General features: G+C 61.9%; 13 protein-coding genes. 11 read left to right on the top strand and 2 right to left on the bottom strand.

The window, feature by feature from the left end; translation table 11 throughout:
- Positions 1 to 13: 13 nt before the first annotated feature.
- The 6 genes from soxC to IG629_RS10035 all read left to right on the top strand — a co-directional run bounded on the left by soxC (position 14) and on the right by IG629_RS10035 (position 7,087).
- Positions 14 to 1,270: a sulfite dehydrogenase gene (soxC, locus tag IG629_RS10060; protein ID WP_193171823.1), complete on the top strand. Its 1,257-nt coding sequence runs from the start codon at positions 14 to 16 to the stop codon at positions 1,268 to 1,270.
- A complete protein-coding gene (locus tag IG629_RS10055; RefSeq protein WP_193171822.1) occupies positions 1,254 to 2,297 on the top strand; it encodes a c-type cytochrome in 1,044 nt (347 codons plus the stop codon). Before soxC ends, IG629_RS10055 begins: the two co-directional genes overlap by 17 nt.
- A gap of 14 nt (positions 2,298 to 2,311) precedes the next feature.
- Positions 2,312 to 3,037 carry a c-type cytochrome gene (locus IG629_RS10050; protein ID WP_226886589.1) on the top strand — a complete coding sequence of 242 codons (726 nt, stop codon included), beginning with the start codon at positions 2,312 to 2,314 and terminating at the stop codon, positions 3,035 to 3,037.
- Positions 3,038 to 3,063: 26 nt separating this feature from the next.
- Positions 3,064 to 4,335 (top strand): NAD(P)/FAD-dependent oxidoreductase, encoded by a 1,272-nt coding sequence (locus tag IG629_RS10045; RefSeq protein WP_193171821.1) that lies wholly within the window; start codon positions 3,064 to 3,066, stop codon positions 4,333 to 4,335.
- 77 nt (positions 4,336 to 4,412) lie between these two features.
- Complete coding sequence (locus IG629_RS10040) at positions 4,413 to 5,492, top strand: YeeE/YedE family protein (RefSeq protein ID WP_193171820.1); 1,080 nt, start codon at positions 4,413 to 4,415, stop codon at positions 5,490 to 5,492.
- Positions 5,489 to 7,087, top strand: coding sequence for a fused MFS/spermidine synthase (locus IG629_RS10035; protein WP_193171819.1), 1,599 nt, complete (start codon positions 5,489 to 5,491; stop codon positions 7,085 to 7,087). The genes IG629_RS10040 and IG629_RS10035 overlap by 4 nt, the downstream gene beginning before the upstream one ends.
- Here IG629_RS10035 and IG629_RS10030 read toward each other — a convergent pair.
- Positions 7,077 to 8,045 carry a sulfurtransferase gene (locus IG629_RS10030; protein ID WP_193171818.1) on the bottom strand — a complete coding sequence of 323 codons (969 nt, stop codon included), beginning with the start codon at positions 8,043 to 8,045 and terminating at the stop codon, positions 7,077 to 7,079. The two genes, IG629_RS10035 and IG629_RS10030, sit on opposite strands and share 11 nt — an antisense overlap.
- Before the next feature lie 502 nt (positions 8,046 to 8,547).
- Here IG629_RS10030 and IG629_RS10025 point away from each other — a divergent pair.
- The 5 genes from IG629_RS10025 (at position 8,548) to IG629_RS10005 (ending at position 14,283) form a co-directional block, all read left to right on the top strand.
- Positions 8,548 to 10,146 (top strand): MBL fold metallo-hydrolase RNA specificity domain-containing protein, encoded by a 1,599-nt coding sequence (locus tag IG629_RS10025; RefSeq protein WP_193171817.1) that lies wholly within the window; start codon positions 8,548 to 8,550, stop codon positions 10,144 to 10,146.
- A 169-nt stretch (positions 10,147 to 10,315) separates the two neighbouring features.
- Positions 10,316 to 10,804: a peptidase associated/transthyretin-like domain-containing protein gene (locus tag IG629_RS10020; protein WP_193171816.1), complete on the top strand. Its 489-nt coding sequence runs from the start codon at positions 10,316 to 10,318 to the stop codon at positions 10,802 to 10,804.
- 19 nt (positions 10,805 to 10,823) lie between these two features.
- Positions 10,824 to 11,423, top strand: coding sequence for a ferric reductase-like transmembrane domain-containing protein (locus IG629_RS10015; RefSeq protein WP_193171815.1), 600 nt, complete (start codon positions 10,824 to 10,826; stop codon positions 11,421 to 11,423).
- Positions 11,424 to 11,623: 200 nt separating this feature from the next.
- Positions 11,624 to 12,973, top strand: a complete 1,350-nt coding sequence (locus tag IG629_RS10010) for a glutamine synthetase family protein (RefSeq protein ID WP_319025060.1) — start codon at positions 11,624 to 11,626, stop codon at positions 12,971 to 12,973.
- Positions 12,973 to 14,283 carry an NAD(P)/FAD-dependent oxidoreductase gene (locus IG629_RS10005; RefSeq protein WP_193171814.1) on the top strand — a complete coding sequence of 437 codons (1,311 nt, stop codon included), beginning with the start codon at positions 12,973 to 12,975 and terminating at the stop codon, positions 14,281 to 14,283. The genes IG629_RS10010 and IG629_RS10005 overlap by 1 nt, the downstream gene beginning before the upstream one ends.
- Positions 14,284 to 14,348: 65 nt before the next feature.
- Here IG629_RS10005 and IG629_RS10000 read toward each other — a convergent pair whose 3' ends face one another.
- Positions 14,349 to 16,640, bottom strand: a complete 2,292-nt coding sequence (locus IG629_RS10000; protein WP_193171813.1) for an arginine/lysine/ornithine decarboxylase — start codon at positions 16,638 to 16,640, stop codon at positions 14,349 to 14,351.
- Positions 16,641 to 16,651 lie beyond the last annotated feature (11 nt).

Genomic DNA, 16,651 nt, shown 5'->3' with positions numbered 1-16,651 from the left:
CGGAGACGGAAAGATGACTGAGAAGACACCAACCTCACGCAGAACCTTCCTGAAGGGCGGCTTGGCTGCCGGTGGCGCACTCGCCGCGGCGCCGGCATTGGCCGCAGGCGATCCCGCGATCCTTGAGGTTCAGCCCTGGGCAAACGAGCTTGGCGAAGGCGTTGACGTAAAACCCTACGGCACGCCGTCACCCTATGAGGCTCATGTTCGCCGCAGGAATGTTCCCTGGCTGACCGCGGACCCTGTGAGCTCGATCAACTTCACCCCGCTGCATGAGCTGGACGGCGTGATTACGCCGAACGGCCTTTGCTTCGAGCGCCATCACAGCGGTGTCGCGGAGGTCGATCCGGCCAAGTACCGGCTGATGATCAACGGCTTGGTGGAGCGCGAGCTGGTTTTCACCATGGCGGACCTGAAGCGCTTCCCCCGGGAGAACCGCGCTTATTTCCTGGAATGCGCGGCAAACAGCGGCATGGAATGGCGCGGCGCGCAGCTGAACGGCTGTCAGTTCACCCACGGCATGATCCACAATGTCATCTATACCGGCATCCCGCTGAAGACGATCCTTGAGGAAGCCGGTCTCAAGACCAACGCGAAATGGATCATGCCCGAAGGCGCGGACGCAGCGGCCATGACCCGCTCCGTGCCGATCGAAAAGGCCCTCGACGACTGTCTGGTCGCCTTTGCCATGAACGGCGAGGCGCTGCGGCCGGAACAGGGTTATCCGGTGCGTCTGGTGGTGCCGGGCTGGGAAGGCAACATGTGGGTCAAGTGGCTGCGCCGCATCGAAGTCGGTGACATGCCCTGGCACCATCGAGAGGAAACCTCGAAATACACGGACCTCATGGCGGACGGCAAAGCTCGCCGCTTCACCTGGGAGATGGACGCCAAGTCGGTAATCACCAACCCGAGCCCGCAGGCACCGATCACGCACGGCAAGGGCCGGACGATCATTACAGGTGTCGCCTGGTCCGGGCGCGGTACCGTCAAGGAAGTGCACGTCACCACCGATGGCGGCCGCAACTGGCATCAGGCGCGGATCGACGGGCCGTCCTGGGACAAGTCGATGCACCGCTTCTATTACGAGTTCGACTGGGACGGCAGCCCGCTGCTGCTGCAGTCACGTGCAGTCGACAGCACCGGTTACGTGCAGCCGACCAAGAACGAGCTACGCGCCGTCCGCGGCGAGAATTCGATCTACCACAACAATGGAATCCAGACCTGGCATGTCAATGCGAACGGGGAGGCCGAGAATGTCGAAATTTCTTAATCTGGCGGCCCTGACCTTTGCTGTCGGCCTCGCAGGAGGCGCGATGGCGGAGCCCACTGGCCTCGGCCGTCCGGCGACACCGGACGAGGTGGCTGCCTGGGACATTGACGTGCGCCCTGATGGTCTCGGCCTGCCGGAAGGCAGTGGCTCGGTAGAGGCCGGTGAGCCGATTTTTGCGGAACGATGCGCCTCCTGCCATGGCGATTTCGGCGAGGCTGTCGATCGCTGGCCGGTGCTGGCCGGTGGTATTGACACGCTGACCAGTGCTCGCCCGGTCAAGACCATCGGGTCCTACTGGCCTTATCTCTCGACTGTCTGGGATTACGTGCACCGGGCCATGCCGTTCGGCGATGCGCAGTCCCTGACGGCTGACGAGACCTATGCGCTGACGGCCTATCTGCTCTATCTGAACGATCTGGTCGATGACGATTTCGAGCTCAGCCGGGACAATTTCACAGAAGTCGCCATGCCGAATGCTGCGGGCTTCTATCCGGACGACCGTACGGAGTCTGCCGTCTGGAAGAGTCGCACTCCCTGCATGACGGACTGCAAGCCCGAGGTGAAGATCACGGCCCGTGCGCAGGTTGTCGACGTGACGCCGGACGATCCGACATCCAAGCATTCCGCAGCGGCTCCGGCGGCGGATGAAGCGGCTGCCGAAAAAGACGAAGCAACCCAGGTTGCCGCCGCGCCGGCTGTGGATCCGGCGCTGGTCAAGGCCGGGGAAAAGGTCTTCAAGAAATGCAAGGCGTGTCATGCTGTCGGCGATAAGGCAAAGCACAAGATCGGGCCGCACCTGAATGGTATCTTTGGACGAGCCGCTGGTACTGCGGAAGGTTTCAAGAAATACTCCAAGGATATGAAGGGCGCCGGCGCTGACGGGCTGGTCTGGGACGAGGAAACCCTCGCGACCTTCCTCGCCAAGCCCAAGTCGATGATCAAGCGGACCAAGATGGCCTTTGCCGGTCTGAAGAAAGAAGACGATCTCACGGCTGTTATCGCTTACCTGAAGGCGATGACAGAGTAGGAAAGGATATCCGGATGAGTGTGTGGACGGCTCGCATCGTCAAGGCAGTCAGCCTTGCAATGGTGCTTGCCGTCTCACCTGCGTCCGGTCCGGTTGGTGCGAGCGAAATCGGGGATGCGAAGACCGGGGCAAGGCTTTTCCAGGTCTGCAAAGCCTGCCACCGTGTCGGTAAGGATGCGCGAAACTCCGTCGGCCCGCATTTGAACGGCGTGTTTGGCCGCGTAGCCGGCTCGGTCGAGGCTTTCCGGTATTCCGAAGGATTGATCCGCGCCGGAGCCGACGGCCTGATCTGGACAGCGGACAGTCTGGACGCCTATCTCGAAAACCCCAAAAGCCTGGTGTCGCGGACGCGGATGAATTTCATCGGCATGCCGAGCGCTGAGGACCGGTCGCATGTGATCGCCTATCTGCGCGCCTTCTCCGACAAGCCGAGCGACATTCCGGAAGCGGAACCCACATCGACGGCGACCGACCATGCGGTCGATCCGGCCATTCTCGCCATCGTCGGCGATCCGGACTACGGTGAATATCTCTCCGGTGAATGCCTGACATGCCACCAGAAGAGCGGATCGGACAGCGGTATCCCCGCGATTACCGGGTGGCCGCGGGAGGATTTTGTCGTCGCCATGCATGCCTACAAGACCGAGATCCGGCCGCACCCGGTGATGCGGATGATTGCCGGCCGTTTGTCGGACGAAGAGATCGCCGGGTTGGCAGCGTATTTCGAAAGCCTCGAATGAACGGGGCGTAATAGGGAGGAAGTGCCATGTCTCTGAGTAGAAGGTCGATCCTTAAAGGAGCGGCGGCGACCGCCGCTCTTACCACGGCGCCGATGATCATGGGCGCCAGTCACGGAAAGCCGAAAGTGGTCGTCGTCGGCGGCGGCGCCGGCGGCGCGACTGTAGCGCGGTACCTTGCGAAAGACAGCAAGGGCGCGCTCGACGTCACTTTGATCGAGCCGACCCGCACCTATTTCAGCTGCTTCTTCTCCAATCTTTATCTCGGCGGTTTCCGGAGCCTTGAATCGCTTGGCCATACATACGGAACGCTCGCCAGCGAATACGGCATCAACGTCGTGCACGACTGGGCCGTTGGCGTCGACCGGGACAAGAAGACTGTCTCCCTGGCTGGCGGGGCAGCATTACCCTATGACCGGCTGGTTCTCTCCCCCGGTATCGATTTCGTCGACGGTTCGGTACCAGGCTGGGATGTCACGAAGCAAAACCATATGCCCCATGCCTACAAGGCGGGCTCGCAGACTGAGCTTCTGAAGGCGCAGGTCGAAGCGATGCGGCCGGGTGGTGTGTTCGCAATGGTTGCTCCGCCGAACCCGTACCGGTGCCCTCCGGGCCCGTATGAGCGCGTTTCGATGGTTGCGCATATGCTGAAGGAGAAGAACCCGAAGGCGAAGATCCTGATCTTCGATCCGAAGAAGAAGTTCTCGAAACAGGGGCTGTTCCAGGCCGGCTGGGAAAACAGCTATCCGGGGATGGTCGACTGGCTGGATGCCGAATTCACGGGGGCTCTGGAGGAAGTACGGCCGGAGAGCATGGAGCTGGTTGTCGGCGGCGAGGTGACGAAGGCGGACGTGGTCAACGTCATTCCGGCCATGAAGGCCGGCAGGATCGCCGAACAGGCGGCGATCACGAACGACAAGGGCTGGGCACCTGTGGTTCCCGCCACGCTGCAGAGTCGAGAGGACGAGAATATCCACGTTCTCGGAGATTCCGCGCATCAGGGGGACATGCCGAAATCCGGTTTTTCCGCCAACAGCCAGGCCAAGGTGGCGGCGAATGCCATTCGCGGTGCACTGACCGGCTCGAAGGTCTTTCCGGCCAAGTTCTCAAACACTTGCTGGTCGCTGATAGGCACCAATAACGGCGTGAAGGTTGGCGCTGCCTATGAGGCGACGGCGGAGAAGATCGCCAAGACCTCGGGCTTTATCAGCCAGAACGGCGAGGATGCCGCCCTTCGCAAGCAGACCTACGAGGAAAGCATCGGCTGGTACGCCGGGATCAGCAAGGACATGTTCGGCTGACATGCATTGACCCCGCCGCCTGGCCGGACTGGCCGGCGGCGGGACGCTTAGCCTGAGCATCTGACAGACTGGTCGATATGGAATTTCTTGAGACATTGCTTGCGAGCGACCTGCTGTCGGATCCGGCGAAGGCCGGACTTGGCGGGTTGCTGGTCGGTGTCGCTTTCGGGGGCTGCGCTCAGGCCAGCCGCTTCTGTCTCAGAAGCGCATCGCTGGAATTCTGGCGCGGCACGGCAGGGCCGAGTTTCGCAGTCTGGCTGCTCGTCTTCGGCTCTGCGCTGTTATTCGTTCAGTTGTTGCTCTGGTCGGAAGCCTTGCCGGCAATGGAGGTACGGCAGCTGACCTCCGTCGGAACGCTCTCGGGAGCAATAATCGGCGGCGCACTGTTCGGCATCGGCATGATCCTCGCCCGCGGCTGTGCCAGCCGCCTGCTGGTGCTTTCGGCGACCGGGAATCTCCGGGCCCTGATGACCGGGCTGCTGGTGACGGTCGTGGCCCAGGCGGCGCTTTCCGGCATCCTGTCGCCCTTGCGGCTCGACCTCTCCGCCCTCTGGACGGTCAGTCCGGAAATCCGGAACCTCAATCTTCATGTTCCCGATGTTTTCGGCATCCTCCTCGGCGGCGCCCTGCTGGCGGTCGCGGTGCTGTTGGCATCCAGATCGGCTCTGGGCTGGCCCCGTGCCCTGCTATCCGTGGCGCTGGGCGGGACCATCGCGGGCGGCTGGCTCTTTACGGCGTCTCTGGCGCATGTCTCTTTCGAGCCGGTATCGGTTCTGAGCGTTACCTTCACGGGGCCGTCGGCGGATACGCTCATGGCGCTGATCACCGCACCCAGCGTACCGCTGAGTTTCAGTCTCGGTCTCGTGCCCGGCGTCGCTCTCGGATCCTGCGCGTCGTCGCTCGTCAGGCGGGAATTCCGTGTCGAGGTTTTTGACCAGTCGACGGGTATGGTGCGTTACGTCTTCGGCGCTGTGCTGATGGGCTTCGGCGGTATGCTCGCCGGCGGCTGCGCGGTCGGTGCCGGCGTCACCGGCGGATCGGTACTGTCTCTGACCGCCTGGCTGGCATTGCTCTCCATGTGGCTCGGTGCCGGGGCCTGCCAGTGGTCAATGGGAGAGCGGGGCTATTCTCCGGCTCCAGGAAGGGCTCTTTCATGAGCGACGTCGCAGAAAACAGAGGTTCCATGTCGCTGATTATCCGTCTGTTTCTCGGAATCGTCCTTTTCCTCAGCTCGGCCGGTGGCCTTGTGGTGGAGATCGTCGCCGGCCGCCTGATCGCGCCCTATGTCGGCATGTCGCTCTATACCTGGACGGCGATTATTGCTGTGGTTCTGGCTGGCCTCTCCGCCGGGCATTGGATCGGTGGTCTCATGGCCGGTCCCGAAACGGACAGGCAGAGTGTATTGAAGCGTCTGGCTGGTTCGCTTGCATTGGCCGGAGCGAGCAGCCTGCTTGCTCTTGTCTTGCTCAATGATCTGGCTGTCGGGCTGCTGTCGTCAGGGCTCGGCCAGGTGACGATCGTGGTTTGCCTGACAACGGCACTGTTCCTGTTGCCGAGCCTCTTTGTCGGCATGGTTGCGCCGATGGTCACAAAACTGTCCGTCGACGCCAATCCGGGCCAGACGGGGGCCGTGATTGGAACCATGTATGCTGTCGGCACGGCCGGAAGCATTTTAGGCACGCTCTCGGCCGGCTATCTCTTCATCTCCTGGATCGGCTCCAGCGGCACGCTGATCGCCGTGACCGTGCTATACGGCACCCTCGCTTTGGGGTGCGCTCTGCTCGCGGGAAGGCGTCCGGCTCTGATTGCCGCCGTATCGATCGTGGTCCTTGGCTTGCCCCTCGCCGGGACAGGGATCGCCCGCGGTGCGTTCACCTCCAGATGCACTGTCGAAAGCGACTATTTCTGCATCGTCATCGATGACTTTGCGCCCTATAGCGGTCGTCCGAGCAATCTGATGGTGCTGGATAATCTGGTGCACAGCATCAATGACAAGGCAGACCCGAGCCTGCTCTTCAGCCCCTATATTCAATTCGTCGATGAGTTTGCACGGCGCCGGTTCCCGCTCGATCTTCCCGGTGTGGATTTCTCGGCCTTCTTTATTGGCGGCGGCGGTTACTCCCTGCCGCGTTCCTGGGCGGCGACAGTCCCCGGCGCCCGTCTGGTGGTCGCGGAAATCGATCCGGCGGTCACGGCGGCGGCGCGTGACCATCTTTGGCTGGATGTGTCCGCATCCGGGCTCGAGATCCATCACCGTGATGCCCGTGCCCTGCTGCAGTCCCTGCCGCCCGAACCCCGGTTCGACGTGATTTTCGGCGACGCCTTCCACGACATATCCGTGCCAACCCATCTGGTAAGCCGCGAATTTAATGCCGAGGTCGCGGCCCGGCTGCGTCCGCAAGGTTTCTACGTCGCGAATGTGGTGGATGGGGCCCGCAATCCGCGCTTCCTCGCAGCGCTGGTCCAGACACTGGCGCTAGACTTCGCGGATGTGACGGTCTGGCGGGAGATTGGCGAGGGGACCGGCGTCGGCCCGGACGGCCGCGTGACCTATGAGGTTGTTGCGGCTCTGTCAGGCGTGCCGGAAAAAACGATCCATTCCGCCTTCGGGATCCGCCGTAGCTGGCAGCGGATCGCGATCGGGGACCTGATGGATCCCGGAGAAGTTTCTCCGGTTGTGCTGACCGACGATTTCGCCCCGGTGGACCGGCTGCTGGCGCCGGTCCTGTTCTCGGGTGTGCCTACTGAGTGACTTGGGCCGTCTGCGGGCGCTCCAGCATCGAGTCGACCGGGAGGCCTGCGTCCGCTGACCACTCGACCATTGAGCCGTCATACATCTTGGCAGCCGTGTTCCCGAGGATTTCCTGGGAAACGAACCAGCCGAGGCTTGCCCAGTGGCCGGTATTGCAGAAGTTGATCTGCGCGCCATCGGTCGTGATGCCGGCCATCCTGTAGAGCTTCGTGATGGTGTCCCGGTCCCGGAACGTGCCGCCGTTCTGCGTCAGCCAGTTTTCCGGCAGGTTGCGTGCACCCGGGATGGTTCCCGCGCGCTTTGCCTTGGCATGCTTGTTGATGCCGAGGAACTGGTCCTGCGGCCGGTTGTCGACGATCACCGCGCCGGCGTCGCTTGCCGCGGCCATATCGGCTTTCGTGACCAGCATGTCCTCACGCAGCTCTACGGAGAAAATCGTCGGCTCCGGCACGATCTCACCGGTTTCGAGCGGGTTTACCGGCTGCTTCGTCTTTGCGTCAATCTCGGCTGTGTAGGCCTTCATGCCGCCGTTCAGGATCGACACCGCGTCATGGCCGGCGACCTTGAACGTCCAGTAGATCCGGGTAGCCGTCCCCATATCGAGCGCTGATTTTCCGGCCGGAACGATGACGACGTGATCTTCGTTCTCGATACCGAGATTGCCGATCGTGGTTTCCAGCGTCTCGGCGCTGGAAAGCTGGGCGATCGTGCCGTTGCCGTCCTCGGTGCGCCAGCCGTCCTTCAGGTAATTGGTCCAGATCGCGCCGGGAATGTGGCCGCGCAGGTAATCTTCCTTGCTGGCACCGGCGAGGCGGCCGCGCACATCGAGAAAGACGATGCCGGGCTTGCCGATATTGGCCGCTGCCCACTCGACGCTGACCAGTGGCGTCGCCGCCTGGGCGACCGCAGACCCGCACAGTGCGACCAGGGCAATCAAAGCTGTGACGATCGATTTCATTGTCGTGTTCCGTTCTCTTGACCGGCCGGTTATTGCGGTGGCGCTTGATCCGGGAGTGGGCCGATCTGGCCTCTGTTCCGGTCGGCGGCAATGACGGCAATCCGGTGCCGGTAATCTTAGGAATTCGTATCGGCTGTTTCGCTTAATAGAGCGAGAGATCAGCTGTTCGTGGAGGATAAATATAAAATTCGTTCCCGATCGCCTAGGTCACGCTATGAAATTAGAACGAAGCGGTCAGATATTGTTTCGCGTGTGGAAAATACGTTCTCCACTGCTGCTGTTCCCGGAACGGATCGTGTGGGTTGCCGGCTCGTTCGTCCCGGTGGCATCAGGCTTGGCGGAGCGCATTTTTCCTCTGCTCGCCCGACGGGCGGAAAAGAGGACGCCTGCACGGACTCTATTTATCGGATGGCTGAAAGTCCGGCGGGGGGTAATCTGTCAGTGCCAGCCGCTTCGCCTGTTAACATTTTTGGCTTGAGCGCGTTCAACGGAGTTTTATCGAATGATCCTGACATTTTGCGGCGCGGCCGGAACCGTCACCGGGTCGTGCTATTGGCTGCAAACCGACCGCTGTCAGTTCCTGGTCGATTGCGGGATGTTCCAGGGTTCGAAAACCCTGAAGGAGCTCAACTACGGGCCCTTTCCGTTCGACCCGAAGAAGATTTCCTTCGTTCTGCTGACCCACGCGCATATCGATCATTCGGGGCTCATTCCCAAGCTGGTCAAGCAGGGCTTCACCGGACAGATCTTCGCCACAAGCGGAACGGTCGATCTCTTGACCTACATGTTGCCGGACAGCGGCAATATTCAGGAGATGGAGGTCGAGCGGCTGAACCGGCGGAACGCGCGGCGCGGCCGTCCGGCTGTCACGCCGATGTACGACAAGGAAGATGCACAGGCCGCGCTCGGCTCCTTTTCTTCTGTCGAGTACGAGACATGGCGTGAGGTCGGCGAGGGCGTTCGTGCCCGGTTCTGGAATGCCGGACATATTCTCGGGTCTGCGTCTATCGAGGTGGAGGTGTCGTCCGGGGATCCGGACGCGCGCCTGTCCCGACTGCTGTTCTCCGGCGATATCGGGCCCGACCACAAGCTGCTCCACCCGGACCCTGAAGCGCCGGGGAACTGGGACTGGGTCTGCTGTGAGGCGACCTACGGCGGGCGGCCTCGTATCGATGTAACGCCTGAACACCGGCGGACTGTGCTCGCTGAGGAAGTGAACACGGCGCTGTCGCGGGGAGGAAACCTTCTGATTCCTGCATTCGCAGTCGAGCGGACGCAGGAGCTTCTGCTCGATCTTGGAGCACTGTTCGATCAGGGGCGTATCCCTGAGGTGCCGGTTTTCCTCGACTCGCCGCTGGCGATCCGAGCGACCGAAGTATTCGAGAAGAACTCTTTCATGCTGGAGGATCTGCCGGCCGTTGGGGCCAGCTTCAGACGCCCGAACATCCGCTTCACCGAGTCGGTCGATGAAAGCAAGCTGATCGCCCGGGTGAAGGGCGGGGCGATTATCATCGCCGGCAGCGGCATGTGCGACGCCGGACGGATCCGGCATCATCTGAAGCAGAATCTGTGGCGGTCCGATGCGACTGTCCTGCTGGTCGGTTATCAGGCTCCCGGCTCACTTGGAGCGCTCCTCTCGGCCGGGGTCGATGCGGTCACGATTTTTGGTGAAGAGCACCGCGTAAAGGCGGCTATCCGGCAGATCGATGTGTATTCCGGACATGCTGACGGAGACGAATTGATCGATTGGCTGACGGACCGGTTGCCGGTGAAATCGGCAATCTTCCTCACACATGGTGAGGAAGAGGCCCTTGCAGCCATGCGGGACGGTTTGCAGGCCAAGGGTGTCGACCCGGACCGGATTGTCATTCCACAACTGGATGACGCCGTCGACCTGTCGGCTGGCCGCGCCGCGATCCAATTCAAGAAAAAGGTCAGGCGGCTTACGCCAGAAGCGGTTCGGGGGCCGGATTGGCATAATGATTTGGCGGAGTTCTCCCTTCGTCTAAGGGAAAAAATGGAGACCGCCGCCGATGACCGCTCACGGCGCACGATCATGCGGCGCGTTGCGAGAGCTCTGGACGACACCGAGCGGCCGTGACCCACTGATTGGGGGGAGAATCCTGCATCACGAAGCCGTGAGCGCCGGTTATCACATGCTCTGCCCATCTTAAATCATAAGAATTCTCAAAGGGGCCTGCTATCGGCGACAGTCGTTTGACGGCCCGTCAGTCAGGCTGGCAAACACCATGTCCATCGGGGGACTCCATATGCCCACTGATCTGTTTACGCGTCGTACCCTGATCGCAGCCGGCGGTGCCGTTGCGGCAACGTGGGTTTCCGGTCGCCTTGTTCCCGCCCGCGCGCAAGGTCTGGCGGCGACGCCTTCGATGCGCGGTGGCTCCAATAATTATATCCCCAACGCGCCGATCGTGGATCGGATCGGTGGCGGCGGTTTCTGGATGACGGGAACGGTGCGCCGCGCGGGCGATGGTGTCCCGCTTGCGGGACAGCGCATCCAGATCTGGGCGCATACGACCGAAGGATACGAGCGTGACCCTCACAGTCATGGCGCCACGCTGACCGACGCGAACGGGGAGTTCCGGCTTGAGATGCCGCAGATCGTGCCTGCGTTCGGTCAACCGCACGGACACCTGGCTTATGACAGCGACGAATTCGAGACCGTCTTCCTGCGTCCGGTCATGTCGAGCTCGCAAGATACCAGTTTGCGCGCGGATTTTGTCCTGAAACCGGCTTGATCAGGGGCATTCTTGGAGAATGAGGCGAGGCCGTACGATTCTGGTCTGGTCCGGTCTCCTGGCCGTCATCGCGACGCCGCTCGCCGCGGCGGCGGCGAGTCCCCTGCTTGCTTGGCGCGATCCGATCTACATCGCGGCCGGGTTTGCGGGGATCGTCGCGATGATCCTCCTGCTGGTTCAGCCCTTGCTGATTGGCGGGTACCTGCCGGGCCTGCCCGGCCAGCGCGGGAGGCGGGTCCATCGGGTCATCGGACTTGCTCTCGTCACGGCGGTTGCGATCCACGTTGCGGGCCTTTGGATCACCAGCCCGCCGGACGTGATCGACGCGCTTCTGTTCGCATCACCGACGCCATTCTCGGACTGGGGCGTGATCGCCATGTGGGCGGTCATCGCGGCGGCTGTCCTGGCTGTGTTCCGCCGCCGGCTCCGGCTGCGCCTGCGCACATGGCGCCTCGGTCACACGGCTCTGGTGGCGGTAACAGTCCTCTGCAGTGTGGTTCATGCGATCCTGATCGAGGGAACGATGGAGACACTATCGAAGCTGGTTCTCTGTACGCTGGTCGTCCTTGCGGCTGTGAAAGTCGTCACCGATCTGCGGGTGTGGGCCATTCGGCGTTAAGGTATGTAGAACCTCGGCTCTTTTTTGCGTCGTCAACTCGGAGCGATACACTGCCTGACGATGACATGCCTATGCTTCTGCCATCGGATATTCACGTTCCGCCTCACCACGCGTTGATATTCGATTTGACAGAAGGTCGAAAAGCGCTCTCAAGTCAGCAAAGCGTCCCCTGATTTTCATGTTTGCGAACGAGGCCGAGAGTGTCTGTCGACAATCTGAACAGCTTGCTGTTGGAAAACCCCGAAATCGAAGCCGTTTTCGCCTGTGTCTGTGACTTGAACGGCACGATGCGCGGCAAGCGCCTGCCGATCGAACAGGCGGTGAAAATCCTCGGGGGCGGCCTCCGCATGCCGCTTTCGACCCTCAGCGTCGATGTCTGGGGAGAGGATATCGAAGGCAGCGAGCTTGTCTTCGAAACCGGAGATTCCGACGGGATCTGCGACTTCACCGGACGCCCGATCGTTCTGATCAATTGGACAAACCGGCCCTCCGCGTTGGCCATGTTGTGGATGCGTGAGGAGGATGGAAAGCCTTTCCTGGGCGACCCGCGCCGGGCACTGGCCGATGTCGTGGCCCGTTACAAGGAGCGGGGCCTGACCCCGGTGGTTGCGACCGAGATGGAGTTCTATCTCTACGATCCAAGCGGCACGCAACCAGAGCCGCCGCGCTCGCCGATTACGGACAAGCGGCTGGATTCAGACGGCGCGCTGTCGCTGGACGAGCTAGAGCATTTCGACGCGTTCCTGGACGATGTCTACGATGCCTGCGCCGAGCAGGGCATCCCGGCAGACGCAGCCATATCCGAGAATGGCGCCGGTCAGTTCGAGATCAACATGGTGCATGTGGCTGACGCGTTGAAGGCGGCCGATGATGCTGTTCTTTTCAAGCGTCTGGTCCGTGGTATCGCCCGCAAGCACGGCCTTGCCGCGACGTTCATGGCGAAGCCCTACGGAGATCGGGCGGGCAGTGGTCTGCACGTCCACTTCTCGCTCGAGAACGAGGCGGGCGAGAACCTGTTCGATAACGGCACCGACGAAGGTGCGCCGCTGATGCGGAACGCGGTCGCTGGACTGCTGGCGACCATGCAGGAAAACACGCTGGTCTTCGCCCCGCACGAAAACTCCTATCGCCGGTTGCTGCCGGGCGCGCACGCGCCGACAAGCGTTGCCTGGGGGTATGAAAACCGCACCGCCGCCATCCGCATTCCGGGCGGCAGTCCCAAGGCACGCCGGATCGAGCACCGGGTCGCGGGCGCGGACACGAATCCCTATCTTGTGCTGGCCAGCATCCTCGGCGGTGCGCTCATCGGGATCGAGGGCGAGATGCAGCCGGCGGATCCGATCAGTGGCGATGCCTACAGCATGAAGCTCGATCACCTGCCGCTGGACTGGGCGACCGCGATCGAGGCCTTCCGGCGGGGCCGCAATATCCGGAAAGTCTACTCGCAACGGCTGCAGACCATGCTGGTCGAAAGCAAGCTGCAGGAGCTGAAGCGCTTCGCCCGTCAGGTGACTGACTTCGAGTATGACAGCTATCTGGAGGTCGTGTGATGAGCCGCCCGGAAATGATTTTCGAGGGCGTGACCGCGCATACTGGCAGCTACTATGCGGCCAGCGCCAACCCGTCGCCGGAGCGTCCGCCACTGAAGGGGGACGTTGAGGTCGACATTCTGGTCGTCGGCGCTGGCTATAGCGGGCTTTCGACCGCGCTGCACCTGGCCGAGAAGGGGCACAAGGTCGCGATTATCGAGGCGGCCCGGGTCGGTTGGGGCGCCTCGGGGCGCAATGGCGGGCAGATCGTCAATGGCCTGAACGCCAGCCTGCAGACCATCAAGAAGCGCTATGGCGCGGACACCGCCAATTTCGTTGCAGGCCTGGTGCAGGAAGGTGGCGAGATTATCCGTGAACGGGTGAAGACCTACGATATCCAATGCGATCTGAAGGATGGCAACGTCTTCACAGCCTATACCGGCGCGCATATGCGCGAGCTGGAGGAGCGGCTGAAGCTCTGGCAGGGCTACGGGATCAACAATCAGGAAATGCTCGACAAGGAGCAGCTCCGCAAACATGTCAATTCGGACGTCTATGCGGGCGGTGTGATCGATCATTCCGGCGGCCATATGCACCCGCTCAACCTTGCGCTCGGCGAGGCTGCCGCGTTCGAGAAACTGCGCGGGGTAATCTACGAGCAGACGCCCGCCGTGCATGTCGATACCGAGGCGGCAAAGCCTATTGTGAAGACGCCGGATGGCTCGATCACCTGCTCGACGCTTGTGCTGTGCGGCAATGCCTATCTGGGGCATGTGGTGCCAACGCTGACGGCGCGGGTCATGCCGGTCTCGACCCAGGTCATGGCGACGGAGCCGCTTGGCGAAGCGCGCGCGGCCGAGCTGATCCCGACCGACGTCTGTGTCGAGGATGTGCGCTACATTCTCGACTATTTCCGCCTCTCCGCCGACAAGCGCATGCTGTTCGGCGGGGGAACGGTCTATGGCGGCACCGACCCGCACGATATCAGGGCCAAACTGCTGCCGAATATGAACAAGGTGTTCCCGCAACTGAAGGGCGTGAAAATCGACTACGCCTGGAGCGGAAACTTCGCCCTTTCCTTCAGCCGCGTGCCGCAGATGGGCCGGATCGGAAACAATACTTATTTCGCGCACGGCTATAGCGGCCACGGCGTTACAGGCTCCCACACCTTTGGCCGTATCCTCTCGGAAGCCATCCATGGCGACCGTTCCCGGTTCGACGTGTTCGAGAAGGTGCCGTGGTACCCGTTCCCGGGCGGCCGGATGTTCCGGGTGCCCTATTCGGCGGCGGGCTCGTGGTGGTACGCGCTACGGGACAAGCTGGGGGTCTAAGACAGAGAAAGGCGCGACCAGTGATGGTCGCGCCTTTTGGCTTATGGAGCGACTGTCAGCTCAGCTTACTCAGCCACGCAATCGGCGAAGTAGTGCATCTGCCCATCTTCCCCGACTTCTTGCACGAGACCGTGGATGTCGGTTTCGAAGCCCGGGCATTCGCGGGCGAATTCGCGGTTGAACTTCAGATATTCGACGATCTTCCCGTTGAACACCTCGCCCGGGATCAAGAGCGGGATGCCCGGCGGGTAGGGTGTGACCAGGCTGGTGGTGATCCGGTCCTCGAGTGCGTCGATCGGCACGCGCTGCGTGGTGCGGCGGGCGATATGGGAGAATGCCTCGCTGGGATTCATGGCGGGCGTAAGGTCGCTCAGATACATCTCGGTGGAGAGGATCGCCACGCCGTACTTGGCGTAAAGCGCGTGAACGTGCTGGCAGAGATCGCGCAGCCCCATCTGCTCGTAGCGCGGCTGTTTTGCGCAGAACTCGGGCATGGTGCGCCACATCGGCTGGTTCTTGGCATAGTCGTCCTTGAACTGCTGCAGTGCGGTCAGCAGCGTGTTCCAGCGCCCCTTGGTGATGCCGATCGTGAACATGATGAAAAAGCTGTAGAGGCCGGTCTTCTCCACGACCACGCCGTGCTCGGCCAGATACTTGGTCACGATGGATGCGGGAATGCCCCAGTCCTCGAACCGTCCGTCGAGGTTCAGGCCGGGGGTGATAAGCGTGGCCTTGATCGGGTCCAGCATGTTGAAGCCCGGCGCCATGTCGCCGAAACCGTGCCAGGAATCCTCCCCATCGGCGGCCTGAACGCCGTCCGCGTCGGTCTTTTTCAGCACCCAGTCCCTGGTGTTACCGACGCCTTCATCGGCCAGCGCGTCCGGTCCCCAGACCTGGAACCACCAGTCGTCTTCGCCGAATTCGTCGTCGACCTTGCGCATGGCGCGGCGGAAATCGAGCGCCTCGGCGATGCTTTCCTCCACCAGTGCGGTGCCCGCCGGGGGTTCCATCATGGCGGCGGCGACATCGCAGCTGGCGATGATGCTGTATTGCGGGCTGGTGCTGGTATGCATCAGGTAGGCTTCGTTGAAGAGGTGCCGGTCCAGCTTGACCTCTTGCGAATCCTGCACCAGAACGTGGCTTGCCTGGCTGATCCCGGCCAGCAGTTTGTGAATGGACTGCGTGGCATAGGTCACTGAGTGCTTCGTCCGTTCCCGTTTGCGGCCCATCGAATGGTAGGTGCCGTAGAACGGATGGAAGGAGGCATGCGGCAGCCAGGCTTCGTCGAAATGCAGGTTCTCGACGTAGCCGTCGAGCAGGCCTTTGATGGTCTCTGTGTTGTAGAGCACGCCGTCGTAGGTGGATTGCGTCATTGTCATGATGCGCGGCTTGACCGCATCGGCATCGATGCCCTTGAGCAGCGGGTTCGCCCGGATCTTGGCCTTGATCGACTCGACCTCGAACTCGGATTGTGGGATCGGGCCGATGATGCCGTGATGGTTCCGCGTCGGCTTCAGAAAGACCGGGATGGCGCCTGTCATGATGATCGAATGCAGGATGGACTTGTGGCAGTTGCGGTCCACCACGACCACGTCGCCCGGCGCCACAGTATGGTGCCAGACCATCTTGTTCGAGGTCGAGGTGCCGTTGGTCACGAAGAAGCAGTGATCGGCGTTAAAAATGCGCGCGGCATTGCGTTCGGAGGCGCCGATGGCGCCGTTGTGGTCGAGCAGCTGGCCTAGCTCCTCCACGGCGTTGCAGACATCAGCCCGCAGCATGTTTTCGCCATAGAACTGGTGATACATCTGGCCGATCGGGCTTTTCAGGAAGGCAACGCCGCCCGAGTGGCCGGGGCAGTGCCAGGAGTAAGAGCCGTCCTCGGCATAGTCGAGTAGGGCCTTGAAGAAGGGCGGCTGGATGCTTTCAAGATAGCCCTTGGCCTCGCGTATGATGTGGCGTGCCACGAATTCCGGCGTGTCCTCGAACATGTGGATGAAGCCATGCAACTCGCGCAGGATATCGTTCGGGATGTGGCGGCTGGTCTTGGTCTCGCCGTAGATATAGATCGGCACCTCGGAATTCTTCCAGCGCACTTCCTCGATGAAGGTGCGCAGGTTCAGGACAGCCGGATCGAGATCGGGTCCGGGGGTGAATTCCTCGTCATCGATGGACAGAACGAAGGCGCTGGCCCGCGACTGCTGCTGGGCGAATTGCGACAGGTCGCCGTAGGTGGTCGCCCCGAGCACTTCGAAACCCTCGGCTTCGATGGCTTGCGCGATGGCACGAATGCCCAAGCCGGAAGAGTTCTCCGAGCGAAAATCTTCATCGATGATGACGATGGGGAAGCGGAACTTCATGGACATGTCCT

Source organism: Nisaea nitritireducens, from assembly GCF_014904795.1.
Lineage (GTDB): Bacteria > Pseudomonadota > Alphaproteobacteria > Thalassobaculales > Thalassobaculaceae > Nisaea > Nisaea nitritireducens.
Note: the sequence above shows the minus strand (reverse complement) of the source record. Positions and strands in the feature narration are given on the sequence as shown.